This is a genomic window from Kosakonia sp. SOY2, from assembly GCF_027109175.1.
Taxonomy (GTDB): Bacteria; Pseudomonadota; Gammaproteobacteria; order Enterobacterales; family Enterobacteriaceae; genus Kosakonia.
The window spans coordinates 2,542,615-2,564,538 of record NZ_JAPVXH010000001.1 but is presented as its reverse complement, the minus strand read 5'-3'; the positions used below and the strand labels follow the sequence as shown (position 1 = coordinate 2,564,538).

At 55.6% G+C, this 21,924-nt stretch carries 20 protein-coding genes; 16 read left to right on the top strand and 4 right to left on the bottom strand.

Features of this window, described 5'->3' with window-relative positions; translation table 11 throughout:
• The first annotated feature begins 51 nt into the window (after positions 1–51).
• From O3S68_RS12195 to O3S68_RS12170, 6 genes are all read left to right on the top strand, one after another.
• Positions 52–735 (top strand): extensin-like domain-containing protein, encoded by a 684-nt coding sequence (locus tag O3S68_RS12195; protein WP_269231594.1) that lies wholly within the window; start codon positions 52–54, stop codon positions 733–735.
• Positions 736–904: 169 nt separating this feature from the next.
• A complete protein-coding gene (locus tag O3S68_RS12190; RefSeq protein WP_045509319.1) occupies positions 905–2,095 on the top strand; it encodes a multidrug efflux MFS transporter in 1,191 nt (396 codons plus the stop codon).
• Positions 2,096–2,355: 260 nt separating this feature from the next.
• Positions 2,356–2,616, top strand: a complete 261-nt coding sequence (iraP, locus tag O3S68_RS12185) for an anti-adapter protein IraP (protein ID WP_017458820.1) — start codon at positions 2,356–2,358, stop codon at positions 2,614–2,616.
• 87 nt (positions 2,617–2,703) lie between these two features.
• Positions 2,704–4,134, top strand: coding sequence for an alkaline phosphatase (gene phoA / locus O3S68_RS12180; RefSeq protein WP_020456719.1), 1,431 nt, complete (start codon positions 2,704–2,706; stop codon positions 4,132–4,134).
• 90 nt (positions 4,135–4,224) lie between these two features.
• Positions 4,225–4,545: a phosphate starvation-inducible protein PsiF gene (gene psiF, locus O3S68_RS12175; RefSeq protein ID WP_017458822.1), complete on the top strand. Its 321-nt coding sequence runs from the start codon at positions 4,225–4,227 to the stop codon at positions 4,543–4,545.
• Between the two features lie 181 nt (positions 4,546–4,726).
• Positions 4,727–6,250 (top strand): FAD-dependent oxidoreductase, encoded by a 1,524-nt coding sequence (locus O3S68_RS12170; RefSeq protein ID WP_269231593.1) that lies wholly within the window; start codon positions 4,727–4,729, stop codon positions 6,248–6,250.
• 35 nt (positions 6,251–6,285) lie between these two features.
• Here O3S68_RS12170 and proC read toward each other — a convergent pair whose 3' ends face one another.
• Positions 6,286–7,092: a pyrroline-5-carboxylate reductase gene (proC, locus tag O3S68_RS12165; protein WP_269231688.1), complete on the bottom strand. Its 807-nt coding sequence runs from the start codon at positions 7,090–7,092 to the stop codon at positions 6,286–6,288.
• A 133-nt stretch (positions 7,093–7,225) separates the two neighbouring features.
• Here proC and O3S68_RS12160 point away from each other — a divergent pair, with 133 nt between their 5' ends.
• The 5 genes from O3S68_RS12160 to ppnP all read left to right on the top strand — a co-directional run bounded on the left by O3S68_RS12160 (position 7,226) and on the right by ppnP (position 9,993).
• On the top strand, positions 7,226–7,687 hold the full coding sequence (locus tag O3S68_RS12160) for a YaiI/YqxD family protein (protein WP_020456723.1): 462 nt from the start codon (positions 7,226–7,228) through the stop codon (positions 7,685–7,687).
• A gap of 271 nt (positions 7,688–7,958) precedes the next feature.
• Positions 7,959–8,483, top strand: a complete 525-nt coding sequence (gene aroL, locus O3S68_RS12155; RefSeq protein WP_269231592.1) for a shikimate kinase AroL — start codon at positions 7,959–7,961, stop codon at positions 8,481–8,483.
• Positions 8,484–8,533: 50 nt separating this feature from the next.
• Positions 8,534–8,725, top strand: coding sequence for a protein YaiA (yaiA, locus tag O3S68_RS12150; protein ID WP_017458827.1), 192 nt, complete (start codon positions 8,534–8,536; stop codon positions 8,723–8,725).
• A gap of 217 nt (positions 8,726–8,942) precedes the next feature.
• On the top strand, positions 8,943–9,620 hold the full coding sequence (locus O3S68_RS12145; protein WP_020456725.1) for an AroM family protein: 678 nt from the start codon (positions 8,943–8,945) through the stop codon (positions 9,618–9,620).
• 88 nt (positions 9,621–9,708) lie between these two features.
• The gene (gene ppnP, locus O3S68_RS12140) at positions 9,709–9,993 is read left to right on the top strand and encodes a pyrimidine/purine nucleoside phosphorylase (RefSeq protein WP_017458829.1); all 285 of its coding nucleotides are present in this window, start codon (positions 9,709–9,711) and stop codon (positions 9,991–9,993) included.
• Between the two features lie 45 nt (positions 9,994–10,038).
• On the opposite strand, the gene rdgC is transcribed toward ppnP, so the two are convergent.
• Positions 10,039–10,950: a recombination-associated protein RdgC gene (gene rdgC / locus O3S68_RS12135; protein ID WP_044489799.1), complete on the bottom strand. Its 912-nt coding sequence runs from the start codon at positions 10,948–10,950 to the stop codon at positions 10,039–10,041.
• A 99-nt stretch (positions 10,951–11,049) separates the two neighbouring features.
• Here rdgC and mak point away from each other — a divergent pair, with 99 nt between their 5' ends.
• Positions 11,050–11,958, top strand: a complete 909-nt coding sequence (gene mak / locus O3S68_RS12130; RefSeq protein ID WP_045509305.1) for a fructokinase — start codon at positions 11,050–11,052, stop codon at positions 11,956–11,958.
• Positions 11,959–11,991: 33 nt separating this feature from the next.
• Here mak and sbcC read toward each other — a convergent pair whose 3' ends face one another.
• Both sbcC and sbcD read right to left on the bottom strand, forming a co-directional pair.
• Positions 11,992–15,132, bottom strand: a complete 3,141-nt coding sequence (gene sbcC / locus O3S68_RS12125; protein WP_269231591.1) for an exonuclease subunit SbcC — start codon at positions 15,130–15,132, stop codon at positions 11,992–11,994.
• Positions 15,129–16,331, bottom strand: coding sequence for an exonuclease subunit SbcD (gene sbcD, locus O3S68_RS12120; RefSeq protein WP_269231590.1), 1,203 nt, complete (start codon positions 16,329–16,331; stop codon positions 15,129–15,131). Before sbcD ends, sbcC begins: the two co-directional genes overlap by 4 nt.
• A 198-nt stretch (positions 16,332–16,529) precedes the next feature.
• Here sbcD and phoB point away from each other — a divergent pair, with 198 nt between their 5' ends.
• The 4 genes from phoB (at position 16,530) to proY (ending at position 21,701) form a co-directional block, all read left to right on the top strand.
• Positions 16,530–17,219 (top strand): phosphate response regulator transcription factor PhoB, encoded by a 690-nt coding sequence (phoB, locus tag O3S68_RS12115; protein WP_007373472.1) that lies wholly within the window; start codon positions 16,530–16,532, stop codon positions 17,217–17,219.
• Positions 17,220–17,240: 21 nt separating this feature from the next.
• The gene (phoR, locus tag O3S68_RS12110) at positions 17,241–18,539 is read left to right on the top strand and encodes a phosphate regulon sensor histidine kinase PhoR (RefSeq protein ID WP_020456730.1); all 1,299 of its coding nucleotides are present in this window, start codon (positions 17,241–17,243) and stop codon (positions 18,537–18,539) included.
• Between the two features lie 406 nt (positions 18,540–18,945).
• Positions 18,946–20,265 (top strand): branched-chain amino acid transporter carrier protein BrnQ, encoded by a 1,320-nt coding sequence (gene brnQ / locus O3S68_RS12105; RefSeq protein WP_097406309.1) that lies wholly within the window; start codon positions 18,946–18,948, stop codon positions 20,263–20,265.
• 83 nt (positions 20,266–20,348) lie between these two features.
• Positions 20,349–21,701, top strand: a complete 1,353-nt coding sequence (gene proY / locus O3S68_RS12100) for a proline-specific permease ProY (RefSeq protein WP_045509295.1) — start codon at positions 20,349–20,351, stop codon at positions 21,699–21,701.
• Positions 21,702–21,924: the final 223 nt, after the last annotated feature.

The following is a 21,924-nucleotide window of genomic DNA, read 5'->3' as shown; positions in this document are numbered from 1 at the left end:
CGATTCGCGGCCTTCTGCCATAATGTTTTCTGGAAACCAGAAGGAGGCGACGTGAGCGGGAAAGGGCTGATTGTTTTGTGCATCCTTCTGGCGGTGATTTGGGTTGGCTACCGCGCGTTGCCGTCTTACTACAACCCGTTTGCGCCGTTACAGCTTAGCGACCCGCCCGGGCGCATGACGCAGTTCAAACTGCGCCGCTTGCCGCCGCAAGCCTGTGCGGAATTATTGTCGCAGGCGAACCAGCAACGCCTGATCTCGTCGGCTCCGGTTGCCGACAGTGCCGGAGATTGCCCGTTAACCAATGTCGTACGGGTACGCGACTTTGGCGCGGTTAAACTGAGCAGCAGTTTTCTCGCCAGTTGCCCGCTGGCGCTCAGTTCCGCGCTGTTTGTCGAGCAACAGGCGCGGCCACTCACCGAACGCTTTATGGGCAGCCAGCTTACGCGTATCGATCATCTTGGCAGCTATGCGTGTCGCAATATCTACAACCGCGCCGATGCGCGACGTAGCGAGCATGCCAGCGCCGAAGCGCTTGATCTCAGCGGTTTTCGACTGGCGAATGGTCAGTCCGTGACGGTACTGAAGGGCTGGCGGCAGGCGCGAACGCAGCCGTGGCTGCGGGCAATGTTAAGCGCCAGTTGCGGCTATTACGGTAACGGCCTTGGGCCGGAGTACAACGCGGCTCACGCTAACCATTTTCATCTTGGCATGCGCGGCTTTGGCCTCTGTCGCTAAGCATAATCCACTGTCAATAATGGGGTTTCTCCTCCGGGCGGCGGCATGAAACGCAAGCTGACAGATAAAATACCGAAATCGCCGTCACCGCATCTCTGGTGACTCATCGCTGGCGCATTCTTGTTAACCTGTGCGCTGTTTGTCAAAACCTCAACCATTACGCGTACTTATGGAATCCTGGAAGGTCAATCTTATCTCGGTCTGGTTCGGTTGTTTTTTCACCGGTCTTGCCATCAGCCAAATTCTGCCGTTCTTGCCGTTATATGTTGCGCAACTGGGCGTGACGTCCCATGAAGCGCTGTCGATGTGGTCAGGCTTAACGTTCAGTATCACCTTTCTGGTTTCGGCGATTGTTTCGCCCATGTGGGGCAGCCTGGCGGACCGGAAAGGGCGCAAACTGATGCTATTGCGCGCCTCGTTAGGGATGGCGATCGCGATTCTGTTACAGGCGTTTGCCACCAATGTCTGGCAGTTGTTGATCCTGCGCGGTGTGATGGGGCTGACGTCTGGCTATATTCCCAATGCGATGGCGCTGGTGGCTTCGCAGGTGCCGCGCGAGCGCAGCGGCTGGGCGCTAAGTACGCTCTCCACGGCGCAGATAAGCGGCGTGATTGGCGGGCCGCTGATGGGTGGTTTTCTCGCCGACCATGTGGGGCTGCGCATGGTGTTCCTTATCACGGCGATATTGCTGATCGTGAGTTTCCTCGTCACGCTGTTTTTAATTAAAGAGGGCGTCAGACCAACGGTGAAAAAGGGCGATCGCCTGAGCGGCAAGGCGGTGTTCTCTACCTTGCCGTACCCGGCGCTGGTCATCAGTTTGTTTATCACCACCATGGTGATTCAGCTGTGCAACGGCTCTATCGGCCCGATCCTGGCGCTGTTTATTCAATCTTTGTCACCGCATACCACTAACATTGCTTTTCTCAGCGGGCTTATCGCCGCTGTGCCCGGTGTCTCGGCGCTGATTTCCGCCCCGCGCCTCGGCAAATTGGGGGATCGCATTGGTACATCGCGCATTTTAATGGCGACGATGGCGGTGGCCGTGGTGCTGTTCTTCGCCATGTCGTTTGTCACGTCGCCGCTCCAGCTTGGGATCTTGCGCTTTATGTTGGGTTTTGCCGATGGCGCCATGCTGCCCGCCGTGCAGACGTTGCTACTGAAATACTCCAGCGATCAGGTCACCGGGCGTATTTTCGGGTACAACCAATCGTTTATGTATCTGGGAAATGTTGCCGGGCCGCTGATGGGAGCCACCGTATCCGCGATGGCGGGTTTCCGTTGGGTATTTGCCGCCACGGCCGTGGTGGTGTTTATTAATCTCTGGCAATTACTGCTGGCGTTTCGCCGGGTAAAACGCTAACGCAACAGGGCCGAAATAATATAAGTCTGCTTCGGCCTTACTATCGTTTTTTCTTATGCAAATAAGCCAGGCGCTTTTTTTATTTATCGCTAAGCCACTCAAAGGATTTGCCATCGAAGCGGGAGAAACGTTTCGTTATCCCTGTTTTTTAAATGACTATTAAGCGTTGTGAGAAAATCCGCAAAAATAATACATGTATCTACTTTGCAACATCAAAACTCAATGCTAACGTCTTTGAAATCTCGTAAGGAAATAGCGCTATGAAAAATCTCATTGCAGAGTTATTGGTCAAGCTGGCAGAAAAAGAAGAAGAGTCGAAAGAACTGGTCGCTCAGGTTGAAGCGCTGGAAATCGTGGTGACCGCGCTGCTGCGCCAGATGGCGACGACGGAACAACAGGCGTTAATTCAGAGTATTGAAGGGGCGCTGGAAGAAGCCCGGCCGGGAACGCACGTTACCCATCAGGACGCGGAGTTGCTGCAACAGTACGTAAAAAAGCTTTTAAGGCACCCGCGCAGCTAAACCTCTGACGCGCTGCCTGCACTGTCATATCACTGTCATCTGCGCTACCTATAGTCGCTCTGTTTTATTTTCTTTAAGTATTTGTACATGGAGAATATTAAAGTGAAACAGAGCGCATTATTTCTTGCATTATTACCTCTGATGTTTACCCCTGCTATTTATGCCGAAACGACGTCAGCGCCGGTTCTTGATAATCGTGCTGCTCACGGCGATATTTCCACGCCTGGTGGTGCGCGCCGTTTAAGCGGTGACCAAACCGCTGCTCTGCGTGATTCCCTCATGGATAAGCCCGCCAAAAATATTATTTTGCTGATTGGCGATGGCATGGGGGATTCCGAAATTACCGCCGCGCGAAATTACGCCGAAGGGGCCGGTGGATTTTTTAAAGGTATTGACGCACTGCCGCTGACCGGCCAGTACACACACTATTCGCTGGACAAAAAAACCGGCAAGCCGGATTACGTCACCGATTCCGCCGCATCCGCCACGGCCTGGAGCACCGGCGTGAAAACCTATAACGGTGCGCTCGGCGTCGACATTCACGATAAAGATCACACCACCATTCTGGAGATGGCCAAAGCCGCCGGTCTGGCGACGGGCAACGTTTCCACTGCGGAACTGCAAGACGCTACGCCCGCCGCGCTGGTTTCTCACGTTATCTCACGCCGCTGCTACGGCCCGACGGTGACCAGTGAGAAGTGTGCGCTTAACGCGCTGGAAAAAGGCGGGAAAGGGTCGATTACCGAACAACTGCTGAACGCCCGCGCGGATGTCACTTTGGGCGGCGGCGCGAAAACCTTTAGCGAAACCGCGACCGCTGGTGAGTGGAAAGGGAAAACGCTGCGTGAACAGGCGCAGGCGCGTGGCTACCAGTTGGTCGGTGATGCCTCTTCGCTGGCGGCGATCAGCGAAGCGAACCAGGATAAACCGTTGCTGGGGCTGTTCTCTGACGGCAACATGCCGGTGCGCTGGGAAGGGCCAAAAGCCTCGCTGCACGGCAATATTGATAAACCTGCCGTGACCTGTACGCCCAACGCGAAACGCACCGACAGCATACCAACACTGGCGGCGATGACGGAAAAAGCTATTGATTTGCTCAGCAAAAATGAGAAAGGCTTCTTCCTGCAAGTGGAAGGCGCGTCGATCGATAAACAGGATCACGCGGCGAACCCGTGCGGTCAGATCGGCGAAACGGTTGATCTCGACGAAGCTGTGCAGAAAGCGCTGGAATTTGCCAAAAAAGATGGCAATACGCTGGTGATCGTGACGGCGGATCATGCCCACGCCAGCCAGATCATTCCGGCAGATACCAAAGCGCCAGGCTTAAGCCAGGCACTGAACACCAAAGACGGCGCGGTAATGGCCATCACTTACGGCAACTCGGAAGAGGAGTCGATGGAACATACCGGAACGCAGGTTCGCATCGCGGCTTACGGCCCGCATGCGGGCAACGTGGTGGGGCTGACGGATCAGACCGATCTGTTCTACACCATGAAAGCAGCGCTGAATCTGAAGTAACAGCCTCCCGGCGGTAAATCTTTGCTGCCGGGTGGTTTTTTCACCAATTAGTACCATCCTTAAAAGGCACATTAAGAGAAGGATGGTGCTATGAAAATAACATTACTGGTTACCCTCGTTTTCGGTCTGCTGTTTGTCACGGCGTTAAGCGCCGCCGAAAAAACACTGACCCCGCAACAACAACGTATGACCCTCTGCAATCAACAGGCGACGGCGCAAACCCTGGCGGGAGACGCCCGTAAGAAATACATGAGTGACTGCCTGAAAAACACCAAAACTGAGCCCGGACAAAAAAGCCTGACGCCGCAGCAGCAGCGGATGCGCGAATGTAATGCCCAGGCGACGCAACAATCCCTGAAAGGCGAAGATCGCAGTAAATTTATGAGCGGTTGCCTGAAAAAAACGCAATAACGCATCGGGTGAGCATCGCGTTTTGCTCACCCTCTTTTCGGAATTTGCCCCGTCTTTTTGCCCGCCCGCTAATCTCTGCCAGGCTTACTTTGTGAGCTTCGTTTTATTTTCCCTTTTCCTCGTGGTTGTGCGCTGTCTGGCGTTACGCCCGTTTTCGCAACACTGACACGGGAGCAAAGTGATGAACTATCAATATGTTACTGAACTTAATGCCTTACCGGAAAGCCAACCGGTCAAAGTGGATGTCGCGGGAACCTCAATGATCCTTATCCGCACCGGGGCGAAAGTTCGCGCCTTTCAGAGTAAATGCCCGCACGCAGGCGGGCCGCTGGAGAAGGGCGCCGTGTGCGATGGCAAACTGGTCTGCCCCTGGCATAAAGCCGCGTTTGATATCACCAATGGCGAATGGCGTGAACCGCTGGCGCTGCAAAACCTCAAGCAGTATCCGGTGATGCTTGAGCAAAATCGTGTACTGGTGAACCCGCGTCCACTTTCTCCCGCCAGCCATTCGCTTATCCGTGGCGAGCGCCCGCAAACCGCCGTGATCCTGGGAACAGGTGCCGCAGGCAGTGCGGCGGCGATAACGCTGCGTGACGCCGGGTTTAACGGTCACCTGGTGTTGATCGATAAAGAAGATGATGCGCCCTACGATCGCACTGCGCTGAGCAAATTCGTTCCGGCGGGAAAAATGAAAATCAGTGACGTTCCCCACTTGCTGGACAGCGCCTTTTACAGCCAGCCCGGCGTCGAAAGCCTGCGTGAAGAGGTGGCGAATATTGATTGTTACGCTCACCAGCTTACGCTTGCCGGTGGCCGACAGATCGCTTTCGACAAACTACTGCTGGCCACCGGCGGCCAGCCAGTATGGCCAGATATTCCCGGCAACCACCTGGCGGGTGTGCATGTGCTGCGGGGTATCCACCAGGCTGAACGCCTGCTCAATGAAGTCGAACAGGAGCAGCAACTGGTAGTGATCGGTAATAGTTTTATCGCCATGGAACTGGCGGCGGCGCTGCGTAATCAGGATATCGACGTGACGGTGTTATCGCGCCATGCGCTGCCGTTTGTACCGCAGTTCGGTGAAGAGGTGGGGCGGTATTTTATGGATCTGCATAAACAGAACGGCGTGAAGTTTGTTACCGGCGAACCGGCGGCGCTGGAGGGGAACGGCCATGTGCGGAGCGTAACGTTAAAAGATGGCCGTTCCGTACCAGCACACGTAGTGGTGTTTGCCACGGGTGTGCAACCAGTGACCGATATGGCACACGATCTGCCTCATGAAAAAGATGGCAGCCTGACGGTGGATGAAACCTTGAGCGCGGCGCCGGATGTCTGGGCGGTAGGGGATATCGCCAGCTACCCGGCCCCGGAAGGGCGTCGTCGCATTGAACACTGGCGTGTGGCGCAGCAGCAGGGACGCCTCGCCGCGCTGAATATGCTGGGTGAACGGCACACCTTTGATCGGGTGCCCTTTTTCTGGACGACTCACTTTGGTAACCGCTTTGAATATCTCGGTTACACCCGTGAGTGGGACAGTATGAAAATGCTGGGATCGTTTGATAATAAACGTTTTGCCGTGCTCTACGGCGAAGAAGGCGTACTGAAAGCGGTGCTGAGCTGCGGCGAGTACAGTGAAACGGCGGGCTTACTGCTGAAAATGCAGCAACCGATTAGCATGCATGCCGCCAGCGAAATGCTGGCCTGAGAAATCGCGCCACGCGATATCGCGTGGCGCATTAGTTAGCTACTCATTTTGCCAGACTTCGCCATACACGCGGCAATCGCTTCGATTACCGCAGAGCGGAATCCTTTCTCTTCCAACACTTTTACCGCTTCAATGGTGGTGCCGCCAGGCGAACAGACCATATCTTTAAGCTCGCCCGGATGCTTGCCACTTTCCAGTACCATTTTTGCCGAGCCCATCACCGCCTGTGCGGCAAATTTATAGGCCTGCGCGCGCGGCATCCCGCCCAGCACAGCGGCATCGGCCATCGCTTCGATAAACATAAACACATATGCCGGTGCGGAGCCGCTGACGCCAACCACCGGGTGGATCATCGGTTCGGCAATCACTTCCGCTTCACCAAAGCAGCGGAAGATATTCAGCACATCGGCGGTATCTTCCGGCGTGACCAGCGCGTTAGGCGTTACAGAGGTCATGCCCGCATTCACCAGCGACGGGGTGTTGGGCATGGCGCGGACGATTTTGCGGTCGTGGCCGAGCGCGCGCGCTAACTGATCAAGCGTAACGCCGGCGGCGATGGAGACCACCAGCGTCTCTTTGTTCAGGCTGGAGGCGATATCGTTAAGCACTTTAGCCATAATGTTCGGTTTGACAGCGCCAAAGACGATATCGGCAATCTGCGCCACTTCCTGCGCGCTTTGCGCGGCGTTCACGCCAAACTGATCATGCAGGGCAGCCACTTTCTCCGGCGACGGGGTATACACCCAGATTTGCCCCGGCAGCACCTGACCGCTGGCAATCAGGCCGCCAACAATCGCTTTTCCCATGTTACCGCAGCCGATAAAACCGATTTTCTTCTCCATCACATCCGTCTCTCTGCTTGTAAATGTTTGTGCGATATAGCTTAACGTGGATTGGCGGCGAGGGCGAAAGGATCTCTCCTTTCCCCGACAGGAAATTAAAGCGACAATGCGCCAAAACCAGAAAGGAGTAACGATGGCGATTTGGGTTGATGCGGACGCCTGTCCGAACGTAATCAAAGAGATTTTATTCCGTGCCGCCGAGCGCACACAGACGCCGTTAACGTTGGTGGCGAACCAAAACCTGCGTGTGCCGCCGTCGCGGGTGATTCGCTCCATCAGAGTGCCTGCCGGCTTTGATGTCGCCGATAATGAAATTGTTCGGCTGTGCGAAGCCGGTGATTTGGTGATAACGGCGGATATTCCGCTGGCGGCGGAAGTGCTGGCAAAAGGCGCGGCGGCGCTGAACCCGCGCGGTGAACGCTATAGCGAGGCAACCATTCGCGAAAAGCTGACGATGCGCGATTTTATGGATACCCTGCGCAGCAGCGGTATTCAAACCGGTGGCCCGGACAGCCTGTCACAGCGGGATCGTCAGCAATTCGCCGCCGAGCTGGATAAGTGGCTGCTGGCCGACAAGCGCCGCCAGAGCGAGTAAATTCTGCGCATCCCCGTTTGATATGTTACTGTTTGCCGCCTTGCGGGCTTGCCAGCCTGTGTTACATTCAGTAAAGTTGCCGCGACACGTGCTGCCATAGAATCTTTACAGATGAAACGCAGATTAACTCTGGTTTCGCTTGAAGTTTTTATCGGCGCAGACATAAAAGTGTAACGTTAATTTTACGATGAATTTCGTACTAGTTTGGTGATATCATCGCTGTCTTATTTTCCGTCCTGCACTGTGCAGGACCCGGAGGGAACACCTGCTCATGACGCTCCCCATTTTTCTTATCGGCGCACGTGGTTGCGGTAAAACGACAGTTGGTCGGACACTGGCGCTGGCGCAGGGATGCCAGTTTATCGATACCGATTACTGGTTGCAGGAAAATGCCCAACAGACCATCTCAGCGATTGTTGAACAGGAAGGGTGGGACGGATTTCGCGCACGGGAAACCGCCGCGCTGGAAGCGGTTAGCGCGCCATCACGCGTGGTGGCGACCGGCGGCGGGATTATCCTTCGCGAATACAACCGCCGTTTTATGCGTGAACACGGCGTGGTGGTTTATCTCTGCGCGCCGGTCGATGTGCTGGCTGACCGGCTGGAGGCTTTTCCCGAGGAGGGGCAACGCCCGACGCTAACCGGTAAGCCCATCAGCGAAGAGGTCAGTGAAGTGCTGGCGCAGCGCGATGCGTTGTACCGTGAAGCTGCGCATTATGTAGTGGATGCAGCGCAGTCGCCGGATAAGGTGGTGTCTGATATTGAAGCGGCATTGCAACTGGCGCGCGCCAGTTAGCGAAACGTTTGTCTATACTTATTGCTCGACCCGCAAAATGAGGAAGAGCTATGCCGACCAAACCGCCATATCCGCGTGAAGCCCGTGTTGTCGCCGTTGAAAAAGGGGCGAATGGCCCGACAGTGACCTGGTATGAACTGCGCGCCGACCATCCGAAACCGGATACCTTAATTAGTGAACACCCCACCGAGCAGGAAGCTCTGGACGCCAAACGGCGTTATGAAGATCCGGACAAAAGCTAAGCCGCATCTTGCAGGCTGGATGATTTCCTGAACATTACAAAAAAGGATCTACGTCACGTTTTTAAACTGGCTGAATAATAGCCAGCGGTTACTCTTTTATGGTTACTGGAATTTATATGAACACAGGAGTGGCATGTTCTCTTTACACAACAGCCGTCAAAACGGCGTGATCGAGAGCGAATAAGAACAAGCAGTGATGAAAGGCGGAAAGTAGAAAATGAGCGCGACCTTGGCGATCCTCACCATCGGTGTGGTGCCGGTAAAAGAGATTTTCCCGCTCCTCGCGGAGCACGTTTCAGAAGAGCAGATCACCCATCTCAGCCTGCTGGGTAAAATGGATCCGGATGAGGTGCGACGTGAATACGCCGTTGGTGCCGGGGAGCACGCCATTCCCACTCGATTAAGCGATGACAGCCTCGGGATGGTTTCCCGCGAGAAAGTGGAGCGCGATCTGCAAGGTATCATCGAGGTGCTGGATAACCAGGGTTACGATGTCATTTTGCTGATGAGTACCGCCGATATTCGCGGTTTTGTTGCGCGTAACGCGATTTTGCTTGAGCCGCAGCGCATTATTCCGCCGCTGGTCGCTTCCATTGTTGACGGGCATCAGGTGGGCGTGATGGTGCCCATTCCCGAACTGATGGCGCAGCAAAAGAAAAAATGGCAAGTACTGGAAAATGAACCTTACTACGTGCTGGCCCATCCTTACCTGGCGACAGAACAGGAATTAATTGCCGCGGGTAAAGAGCTTATTGAGCGCGGTGCGGATGTGCTGATGCTGGATTGTCTTGGTTTCCATCAATATCACCGCGATTTGCTGCAAAAAGCGCTGGATGTGCCCGTTTTGTTATCGAACGTGCTGGCCGCGCGGCTGGCATCTGAACTGCTGGTTTAGGCCAGCAACCGTGTGAATTTCTCGTGACAGAAGCAAAGCCCGGCCTCTATAGTGTTTTTCCATACATTTTCTTTATAAGGGCCAGTTCATGCTTCAAAGTAACGAATACTTTTCCGGTAAAGTGAAATCCATTGGTTTTACCAGCAGCAGCACTGGCCGTGCCAGCGTTGGGGTCATGGCGGAAGGGGAATACACTTTCAGCACCGCGCAGCCGGAAGAGATGACGGTAGTAAGCGGCGCGCTGAATGTACTGCTGCCGGGCGAAACTGAATGGAAAGCTTACGCCGCGGGTGAAGTGTTCAACGTACCTGGCCATAGCGAATTTCATTTGCAGGTGGCGGAACCGAGTTCTTACCTCTGCCGTTACCTGTAATGCAAAACGCCCGGAAAATCCGGGCGTTTGTCTGTGGAGAAAAGGTTAGCGCTGCGCTTCGCCGCCTAAGCCTTCCACCAGGTTTTGAATCAGCGCCGCCAGCTCGCCGGTCATCAGAATAAAATCGGCATCGAAACGCTGGGCAAAATCTTCGCGATCGATATCTTCGTTCTGATCGCGCAGCTCATCGCAGAATTTCAGGCGTTTTACGGAACCGTCATCGCACATCAGGAACTGGATACGCTGCTGCCAGTCGAGCGCCAGCTTAGTGACCACTTTTCCCGCCTCAATGTGTACGGCGATTTCATCGCTCACCAGATCCTGTTTTTTCGCACGGATCACGCCGCCATCTTCCAGCATCGCTTTCAGCTCTGCTTCGTCCAGCAACTGGAAACCCTGCGCTACCGTACCGGAACGCACCCATTCGGTCAGCGTCAGTTCGATAGGATTTTCCATCGCCAGCGGTACGACCGGCAGCGAACCGAGGCTTTTACGCAGCAGCGCCAGCGTGTCTTCCGCTTTTTTGGCGCTGGCGCAGTCGACCATAATCAGACCATTCACGGTGTCGATCCACATCATGGTCTGGCTGAAACGGCTGAACGCACGCGGCAGCAAGGAGTGCAGCACTTCGTCTTTCAGCGAATCTTTTTCGGTTTTTTTCAGCTTGCGACCCTGCTCGGCTTCAAGACGGGAAATCTTTGCTTCCAGCGCTTGTTTGACTACCGGCGTCGGCAGAATTTTTTCTTCTTTACGCGCACAGATAATAATCTGACCGTTGTTGCTATGGGTCAGCGCGTCGCTGTGTGAACCCATCGGTGGAACCCATCCGGTTTTCGCCATATCCTGACTACCGCATGGAGTAAACGATAGTGGGGCAAGCTGTTTTTCCATCTCTTCCGCACGCAGCGCAACATCGCGGCTGAGACGGTATACCATTAAATTTTTGAACCACAGCATGATTTTTTCCACGGCCTTGTCGTTAAATGCAGCGGGCATGATAGCGAATTGTCGCCGCCGTTGCATTGCTAATGCGTGGTCCACTATGAGGAGTTTGATGTGCGTATCGGTATCGACTTAGGTGGTACAAAAACAGAAATTATTGCGCTGGGCGAACAGGGCGAAGAGTTGTTTCGCCACCGCCAGGCCACGCCGCGTGACTATTGGCAAACCATTGAGCTAATCGCTTCGTTGGTGGATCTCACGGAAAAAGAGACCGGGCAGCGCGGCACGGTAGGCATGGGCATTCCCGGTTCGATTTCGCCCTACACCGGTGTGGTGAAAAATGCCAATTCAACCTGGTTGAACGGTAAACCGTTCGATAAGGATTTGAGCCAGCGGTTAAACCGCGAAGTGCGGCTGGCAAACGACGCCAACTGCCTGGCGGTTTCCGAGGCGGTGGACGGCGCGGCAGCCGGTGCGCAAACGGTGTTCGCGGTGATTATCGGCACCGGCTGCGGTTCCGGCGTCGCGCTTAACGGCCACGCGCACATCGGCGGTAACGGCACCGCAGGCGAGTGGGGGCACAATCCGCTGCCGTGGATGGATGAGGATGAGCTGCGCTACCGCACCGAAGTCCCCTGTTATTGCGGCAAGCAGGGCTGTATTGAAACCTTTATTTCCGGCACCGGCTTTGCCACGGATTATCAGCGCCTTAGCGGCAAGGCACTCAAAGGCCATGAAATCATGCGGCTGGTAGACGAGCAGGACGCGGTGGCGGAACTGGCGATCGGCCGGTACGAGCTGCGGCTGGCAAAATCACTGGCGCATGTGGTGAACATTCTTGACCCGGATGTGATTGTGCTGGGAGGCGGCATGAGTAACGTCGAGCGGCTTTACCAGACCGTACCGGTTCTGCTGCGCAACTGGGTATTTGGCGGTGAGTGCGAAACGCCGATCCGCAAAGCGCTGCACGGCGATTCCAGCGGTGTACGCGGCGCGGCATGGCTGTGGCCGCAGGGCGAATAAACAATAAGGGCGCGGTTGAACGCGCCCTTGTTTTTAACTCACCGCGAATTTCCCGTCGAGTTTGCTGTAGCCCAGCCCGTTAATTTTCTTCACTTTGATCTGCACCGGGATGCGCTCTTTCATCGCTTCCACATGGCTAATCACGCCGATGGTTTTGCCGCTGGCGTTCAGCGCGTCAAGGGCATCCAGCGCCGTATCCAGCGTTTCGCTATCCAGCGTGCCAAAACCTTCGTCGAGGAACAGCGAGTCGATGCGGGTTTTATGGCTCACCAGATCGGAGAGCGCCAGCGCCAGCGCCAGGCTGACCAGGAAGCTCTCGCCGCCGGAAAGAGTGCGCGTATCGCGTACCGCGTCCGCCTGCCAGGTGTCGACCACCTCCAGCTCCAGGGCGTCGCTCTCCTTGCGTTTCAGCAGATAACGACCATGCAGGCGTTTAAGCTGGTTGTTCGCCAGCCAGACGAGGTTATCCAGCGTTAAACCCTGGGCGAATTTGCGGAATTTATCCCCCTCTCTGGAGCCGATAAGCGCGTTCAGATGTCCCCAGTCGTCATACAGCACGCTGGCATGCGCCATCTCCTGCAATACGTTTTGCTGGCGCTTGCGGTTATCTTCGTCCTGTTTCAGCTGTTGGCGGAATTCACCCTGACGAGTGGTGTTTTCCCGAAGCTGGCGCGAAATAGCGTCCAGCGTCAGGCCAATGCTTTCAACCGTGGCATCCGGAGCGAGTGCCACAGGCGGCTGTGCCTGGTGCGCATTTAGCGCCTGTTCAGCGCTGTTCGCTAGTGCCTGTTTCTGCTGGCATTCGCTGTCGAGCTTCTGGCGTAACTGCTCAAGGCGCTGGCGTTCAGGCTCGGTGAGCAGGGCGTCGAGAAAGGCCTGATGATCGGCGAAAACGCTTTTCCCCAGCGCATCGGCAAATTGTTGCTCCAGCGCGGCTGCGGTTTGCTCCTCTTGCGCCAGTTGCTGGTGCAGAGTTTGCCACTGGCTTTGCAGCGCAAGACAGGCATCGTGTACTTTCCGCCAGCCTTCCAGTGCTACTGTCTGCCCGTCGCTGGCGGTGTCGCTTTCCGGTAGCGTCTCAAGGATCGGCGTGAGCTGCGCCATCTTTTCGTGCAGCGCACTGAGCTGCTGTTGTTGGTGTTGCCATTGTTCGGCTTCCTGCGTGCGCGCCGCCAGCCACGGCTCCTCTTCGCCTTCCGCTGGCAGGGCCAGTTCCAACTGCTGCAGTGTGGTCGCCAGTTTTTCACGGCGGGCAACCACAGCTTGTTGATACTGCTCGCTTTGTTGATGAAGTTCGCGGGTTTGCAACTGCAGTGTCTGGCGCTGGTTTAGCAAGTAAAGCTGATGTTCATAAGCATCCTGCGCGCTTTGCCAACTGGTAAGCTCGCGATGCGGCTCCAGCGTGACGCTGAGCGCGGCACAGGCTTTTGCCCACTCCTGCAACCAGTTTTGCTCCTCTTGTTGCAGGTTTTTCACTTCGCGCTCATCTTTTTCGTAGCGTTCAGCCAACCCTTTCAGCCGCTCGCCAAGCGCAACGCCATCCTCTTTGACCTGGCGCACTTCCAGATCCAGCGCGCTGCGCCGTGCCTGATTGACGCCTGGCTCAAGGGTTTGATAATGCGCGATCGCCGGATGTTCGGTTGCGCCACACAGCGGGCAAGGGTGACCCGGTTGCAGACGCGCGCGCTCGCTTTCCAGATCTTTGATGCGGTTTTCCAGCTCGCAAATGGTCGTGACTTCCGTCAGCAGCTGGTTTTTCTCTTTATACAGCTCGCGTTTGCGCGCCAGTTCAGCGCTGATCTTTTCCTGCTCGGCGCGTAAATCAAGCAAGCTCTGCTGGCGCTGCGCCAGCTGTTTGCGCAGCGGAGCAAAACGGGCATGCAGGGCGGTAAGTTGCTGGCGCAGCGGGCGGTTTTGCGCGCACAACGCCATTGCCGCAGCCGTCTCTTCCGCGCTCATTGCCAGTGTCGATTCAGGCAAGGTGCGCAGTTTCGCTTCGTAAGTCTGCACACGCTGTTGCAGGCCGAGCCACTGTTTTTTCTCTTCTTCCAGCTGGTTGAACAACACGCGCCAGCCGGTTAATTCGTTCTGCCAGCGCTCAAAACGGGCATTCTCAGCAAGCCAGCTTTCCAGCGTTTTCTGCGTTTTCTGCAATGTTGCATGCTGCTGCTGGGCGCTAAAACGAATGCGTGCGCGCTGTAACAGGCTGGCATGTAAGCGAGTATTTACTTCTTCGCTTTGTGCGCGGGTGCGAACCAGCGCTTTACGCTGCTCCTCAAGCCGATCCCATAGCGGGCGCAATTGCAGCGCCGGTTGCGCACGTTCCAGCGCCGCTAACTGCGGCTGGGCACCGGCCAGCGCTTGCTGAGCCTGTACCAGTGCGGCCTGCGCGCGTCCGCGCGCGGCGCGTAACTCCGCGTCGCGGTTCAGCCAGTTGGCCTGCGCCTGTATGTCGCGCTGCCCTGCCAGCAAACGTTGCTCTTCGTCAGTAAGCGCCTGCAAACGTTGCGCAAGCTGCTGGCGCTGCTCATCACTAAGCAGTTCCACGCCTTTTGCCTGCGCCTGCAACTGCTCCAGCCGGGTTTTCGCCGCTTTGTGTTTTTCAAACACCATGGCGGAAATCTGACCGTAAATCTCGGTGCCGGTCAGCTCTTCGAGCAACTCGGCGCGTTCGCGCGGCTTCGCGTTGAGGAACGCGGCAAACTGCCCCTGCGACAGCAGCATAGAACGGGTAAAGCGGCCATAATCCAGCCCGGTCAGTGAGGCGGTAAGATCAAGCTTATCTTTCACTTTATCGGCAAGGATTTTGCCATCGGCGCAGGCCGCCAGCTCAACGCGCGGGGCTTGCAGGTTGCCATCCGGCAGCCCGCGGGCGCGGCTCTGGCTCCAGAACGCGCGGTAGGCGACGCCTTTCACTTCAAACTCCACCTCGGCCAGGCAGTCGGCCGTATCGCGGGTCATTAAATCGTTTTGCGATTGCGAAAGGGTGCTCAGGCGCGGTGTTTCGTGGTACAGCGCCAGGCAGATAGCGTCGAGCAGCGTGGTTTTCCCCGCGCCCGTCGCGCCGGTAATGGCGAATAAACCGTTACTGGCAAACGGCTCTTCGGTGAAGTCTATTTTCCACTCGCCTTTAAGCGAGTTCAGGTTTTTTAGCCGCAGGCTCAGGATTTTCATGCTTCATTCTCCTCATCCAACGCCTGGCGCGCTTCGCTAAACAGCGTGTGTAACCGTGCATTTTGTGTGTCGTCGAGTTCTGCCAGCGCAAGGCGGCGGGCGAACACCTCTTCCACTTTTAATTCGTTTAAGGTTTCGCGTAACTCGCCGGAAAGAATTCGTTCGCGCTGCTCGCGGCTGCGGCGCACCAGCAGCACTTCGACCGGCAAATCTTCGGTTACCAGCTGGATTTTGCGTTGCATATCCGCCAGATATTCATGGCTTTCGATTTCAATATCCAGCCAGACGGGTGGCTCTGCGGGGGCATTGCGCCACTGTTCTAACTGACGGCAGATTTCAGCGAAATCGCCTTTGATCACCGCTAACGGTTGGGTTGCCGGCACCTCCAGCGCCGTGACATCGGCGAGCTTACCTTCGGCGAATGTCACCAGATTGACGCTTTTGCTTTTCCCGGTTTCATCAAAGCTCAACGCAATGGGCGAACCGCAGTAACGGATGTGCTCAAGGCCGCCAATCTTCTGCGCGCGATGAATATGGCCGAGCGCGAGGTAATCCACAGGGGGAAAATTTTGTGCAGGGAAGGCGTCTAACGTGCCGATATAAATATCACGCACCGCGTCACTTTTACTGGCACCCACCGTGGTTAAATGGCCGCTGGCGATAATCGGCAGTGGGTTGTCACCGCGCAGTTCACAGGCCTCAGTAAATTGTTGTTGATAGTAATCGGTGATCGCCGCCAGTAAATGCTGCTGTTTTTGTTGCCCGGAAAGCCCTGCCTGGCTAACGGTAATGTCGCGTGGGCGTAAAAACGGCACCGGGCAAAATACCGCGCCGGGTTCGCCATCGCGGCGCTTTAGCAGGAACGGCCTGGCGCCTGCACTGGCCACCACGGTGGTTTTCAGGTAGGCGAGGATCTCTTTTGATTCATTCAGCGTGGCCACGGAATCGTGGTTTCCCGCCAGCACGATAAGCTGGCAGCCCGTCTGCTGGAGTTTGACCACAAAGCGGTTGTAAAGCTCGCGGGCGTAGCTTGGCGGGGAACCGGTATCAAAAATATCGCCTGCGACAATAATGGTATCCACCTGATGCGTTTCGGCGGCGGCGAGCAGCCAGTCGAGAAAAGCGTCATGTTCGGCGGCGCGGTTTTTACTGTAGAAGTTTTGACCCAGATGCCAGTCTGAAGTGTGAATGATGCGCATAGCGGTTCCATGGCGAAAAAGCGTAAAGCAGATTATAAACATTAAGCAGATGAGGGACATAACCGAACGCAAATTTGCGTTGTCACACGGCCACCTGGCGGGTCATATAGCGGTCATCTTATTCATAAATCTGTCATAAAACTGACGCATAATGGCGCCGCTACATATACTGACGACTTAATTAAAACAGGGCGAATTATGGCGAGACGAATTCTGGTCGTAGAAGATGAAGCACCAATCCGTGAAATGGTGTGCTTCGTGCTCGAGCAAAATGGTTTTCAACCGGTGGAAGCTGAAGATTATGACAGCGCGGTGAACCAACTTAACGAACCCTGGCCCGACCTGGTTTTACTGGACTGGATGCTGCCTGGCGGTTCTGGCATTCAGTTTATTAAACATCTTAAACGCGAAGCGATGACTCGTGATATTCCGGTGATGATGCTGACCGCGCGCGGGGAGGAAGAGGATCGCGTTCGCGGTCTGGAAACGGGGGCGGACGATTACATTACCAAGCCATTTTCACCGAAAGAGCTGGTCGCGCGTATTAAAGCCGTGATGCGCCGTATTTCACCGATGGCGGTGGAAGAGGTGATTGAAATGCAGGGGCTGAGCCTGGATCCTTCCTCACACCGCGTGATGACCGGTGAAAATCCGCTGGATATGGGACCGACAGAGTTTAAACTCTTACACTTCTTTATGACTCACCCGGAACGTGTTTATAGCCGCGAACAGCTGCTGAACCACGTATGGGGAACCAACGTTTACGTTGAAGACAGAACCGTGGACGTGCATATTCGCCGTCTGCGCAAAGCGCTGGAACACAGCGGCCACGATCGTATGGTGCAAACAGTGCGCGGCACGGGATATCGTTTTTCGACCCGTTTCTGAAATTTGACAGGAGTGTGACGCGTGCTGGAACGGCTGTCATGGAAAAGGCTGGTGCTGGAGCTCCTCCTTTGTTGTATCCCCGCCTTTATTCTCGGCGCGATTTTCGGTTACCTGCCCTGGTTTTTGTTCGCCGCGGTAACCGGGTTGCTGATCTGGCATTTCTGGAATTTACTGCGTCTTTCCTGGTGGTTATGGGTCGATAAAAGCATGACGCCGCCGCCGGGAACCGGCAGCTGGGAGCCGCTACTTTACGGGCTACACCAGATGCAGATGCGTAACAAAAAGCGCCGCCGCGAACTGGGAAATTTGATCAAACGCTTTCGCAGCGGTGCGGAATCGCTGCCGGATGCAGTGATCCTCACCACGGAAGAAGGGGCGATTTTCTGGTGTAACGGTCTCGCGCAGCAGATGCTGGGGCTGCGCTGGCCGGACGATAATGGCCAGAATATCCTTAACTTACTGCGCTACCCCGAATTTACGAAATACATCAGGAACCAGGAGTTTGGCCGACCTCTGCACCTGGTGCTTAATAATGGGCGGCATCTTGAGATCCGCGTCATGCCCTACAGCGAGCAACAACTGCTGATGGTGGCGCGCGATGTGACGCAAATGCACCAGCTGGAAGGCGCGCGGCGTAACTTTTTCGCTAACGTCAGCCATGAACTGCGCACCCCGTTAACGGTGCTGCAGGGCTACCTGGAAATGATGCAGGAGCAAACGCTGGAAGGGGCGCCGCGCGAAAAAGCATTGCACACCATGCGTGAACAAACGTCGCGGATGGAAGGGCTGGTGCGTCAGCTACTCACACTGTCGAAAATCGAAGCCGCACCGACGCTACCGCCTAACGAGACTATTGATGTACCGATGATGCTGCGGGTTGTCGAACGGGAAGCGCAAACTCTCAGCCAGCAAAAACACACGTTCACGTTTGACGTGGATAACACGCTCAAAGTGCTCGGGAACGAGGAGCAGCTGCGCAGCGCAATCTCTAATCTGGTGTATAACGCCGTCAACCACACGCCAGCGGGCACACACGTTATTGTGCGCTGGCAGCATGTACCGCAGGGCGCCGAATTTAGCGTGGAAGATAACGGACCGGGCATTGCCGCAGAACATATTCCGCGCCTGACTGAACGTTTCTACCGGGTGGATAAAGCCCGCTCGCGGCAAACCGGTGGCAGCGGTCTTGGGTTGGCGATTGTCAAACACGCGGTGAATCACCACGAAAGCCGCCTTGATATCGTCAGCGAGCCGGGCAAGGGCACTCGCTTTAGCTTTGTCCTGCCGGAACGTCTGGTTGCCAAAAAAGCCGCTTCCTGAAGGCGCTGTCAGCATATCTTTCCAGCGGCCTGCGAAAACAGGCCGCTTTCCCGCACCGTCTACCACAGCTGAAACGTATTTTGTACGTCTGCTGCTTTTTTGTTCGCATGATCAGCCATGTGTTTTTCCTATAAATGGAGTATTTGACTGCTTGTTTTTTACAATTCAGCATAACCATCTGGTTTTGCGATCCCACCTTGCCTTTAAACGTTATAAGCGTTTAAATTGCGCCCCATACATTGTCAGACCGACTGTGTTTACGTGGTAAATCGAAAAACTATTCTTCGCCACGTTGTACATAAAGCATTTCCCGCTGATTTTTCACGCAATTGGCGTTTTATTGTTCGGTCGGGAAAGGCCAATAATTCATCACTTTACGACACCACATCCACAGGCAGTAAAACTTATGACCCATCACTTAAAACCACGAGACATAGTTGCTCTGGGCTTTATGACCTTTGCCCTCTTCGTAGGCGCAGGTAACATCATTTTTCCTCCGATGGTCGGCTTACAGGCGGGTGAACACGTCTGGACGGCGGCGTTTGGCTTTCTGATTACCGCTGTGGGTTTGCCGGTGCTCACCGTTGTCGCGCTGGCGAAAGTGGGTGGTGGCGTCGATAGCCTGAGCACACCGATTGGTAAAGTGGCGGGTGTTCTGCTGGCGACGGTTTGCTATCTGGCAGTTGGGCCACTGTTTGCGACGCCGCGTACGGCAACCGTCTCGTTTGAAGTCGGGATTGCACCGCTGACTGGCGAAGGCGCAATGCCGCTGCTGATTTACAGCGTGGTTTACTTCGCGCTGGTGATCCTGGTGTCGCTCTATCCGGGCAAACTGCTTGATACCGTGGGTAACTTCCTTGCCCCGTTGAAAATCATCGCGCTGACTATCCTCTCGATCGCCGCGATTGTCTGGCCGGCGGGTTCCATCAGCCATGCGCTGGACGCCTACCAGAACGCCTCTTTCTCCAACGGTTTCGTCAACGGCTACCTGACGATGGACACCCTGGGCGCGATGGTTTTCGGCATTGTGATTGTCAACGCGGCGCGTTCGCGCGGCGTGACCGAAGCGCGTCTGCTGACCCGTTACACCGTTTGGGCTGGCCTGATGGCGGGCGTGGGTCTGACGCTGCTTTATCTGGCGCTGTTCCATCTGGGTTCAGACAGCTCTTCGCTGGTTGAACAGTCTGCCAATGGCGCTGCCATTCTGCATGCTTACGTTCAGCACACCTTTGGCGGTGCGGGCAGCTTCCTGCTGGCGGCGCTGATTTTCATCGCCTGCCTGGTGACGGCGGTTGGCCTGACCTGCGCCTGTGCCGAGTTTTTCGCGCAGTATCTGCCGCTTTCTTATCGTGCGCTGGTGTTTATTCTGGGTATCTTCTCGATGGCGGTGTCCAACCTCGGGTTGAGCCACCTGATTCAGATTTCGATTCCGGTGCTGACGATGATCTACCCGCCCTGTATCGTACTGGTGGTGCTGAGTTTTACCCGCTCCTTCTGGAACAGTTCAACACGCGTTATCGCACCGACCATGTTTATCAGCCTGCTTTTTGGTATCCTTGACGGCGTGAAAGCCTCCGCGTTTGCTGAACACCTTCCTGCCTGGACACAGCGCTTGCCGCTGGCGGAGCAGGGACTGGCCTGGTTGATGCCGGGTCTGGTGATGGTGATTCTGGCTGCAATCTGGGATCGCGCCGCCGGACGGCAAGTGACTTCCAGCGCGCATTAACAGCAGCAAACACGGTTTGTTTAACCACGGGGTACGCGCTCCGTGGTTTTTTATTTTTGTGTTGAATAATGGCAGTGGAAACGATGGAAAGTACTAATAAGCTGAAGCGTGGGCTAAGCACCCGCCACATTCGCTTTATGGCGCTGGGTTCAGCGATTGGCACCGGGCTGTTTTACGGCTCCGCAGACGCCATCAAAATGGCCGGGCCAAGCGTGCTGCTGGCGTACATTATTGGCGGTGTCGCCGCGTATATCATTATGCGTGCGCTGGGCGAAATGTCCGTGCATAACCCTTCTGCCAGCTCCTTCTCTCGCTACGCGCAGGAAAACCTCGGCCCGCTGGCTGGTTATATCACCGGCTGGACCTACTGTTTTGAAATCCTGATTGTCGCCATTGCCGATGTGACCGCTTTCGGCATCTATATGGGCGTCTGGTTCCCGACGGTGCCGCACTGGATTTGGGTGTTGAGCGTGGTGCTGATTATCTGCGCCATTAACCTGATGAGCGTGAAGGTGTTCGGCGAACTGGAATTCTGGTTCTCGTTCTTCAAAGTCGCCACGATCATCATCATGATTGTCGCCGGTTTCGGCATCATCATCTGGGGCATTGGCAACGGTGGCGAACCGACCGGCATCAGCAACTTGTGGAGCCAAGGCGGCTTCTTCAGCAATGGCTGGCTCGGCACGGTGATGGCGCTGCAAATGGTGATGTTCGCCTACGGCGGTATTGAAATCATCGGTATCACCGCCGGTGAAGCGAAAGATCCGGAAAAGTCGATCCCGCGCGCCATTAATTCAGTGCCGCTGCGCATACTGGTGTTCTACGTCGGGACGCTGTTCGTGATTATGTCCATTTATCCGTGGAACCAGGTAGGAACAGACGGCAGCCCGTTTGTGCTGACCTTCCAGCATATGGGCATCACCTTTGCCGCCAGCATTCTTAACTTTGTGGTACTGACCGCCTCGCTTTCCGCTATCAACAGCGACGTGTTTGGTGTCGGGCGTATGCTGCACGGCATGGCCGAGCAGGGAAGCGCGCCGAAGATGTTCGCCAAAACCTCGCGCCGCGGTATTCCGTGGGTAACGGTAATGGTGATGACGGTCGCGCTGCTGCTGGCGGTCTATCTGAACTACATCATGCCGGAAAATGTCTTCCTGGTGATTGCTTCGCTGGCGACCTTCGCCACGGTGTGGGTGTGGATCATGATCCTGCTCTCGCAGATTGGTTTCCGCCGCCGCCTCTCCGCTGATGAAGTGAAAGCGCTGAAATTCAAAGTTCCGGGCGGTGTGGCCACTACCGTTGCCGGGCTGATTTTCCTCGTGTTTATTATCGCGCTGATTGGCTGGCACCCGGACACCCGCATCTCGCTGTATGTCGGTTTCGCGTGGATTGTGCTGCTGCTGATTGGCTGGATGTTTAAACGCCGCAAAGCCTGATAACCAACCGTGCCGGATAAGCGGTATGCTTATCCGGCAGCGCTTGTGCCGCTGGTGATGATGTTACTGGCGGCCGTTATTTTTCTCCCTGAAGCAGGATGGTTTGCGCCGGTATCAATGACGCAGCCGCGAATTCATTAGCCTCTCTGCGGCCTCCGCGCTCTTCTTTCAAACGCCATAAAAAGCCTTTCTCTCTCCCGGCTCAGCGTGGCTGTTCAGTTTA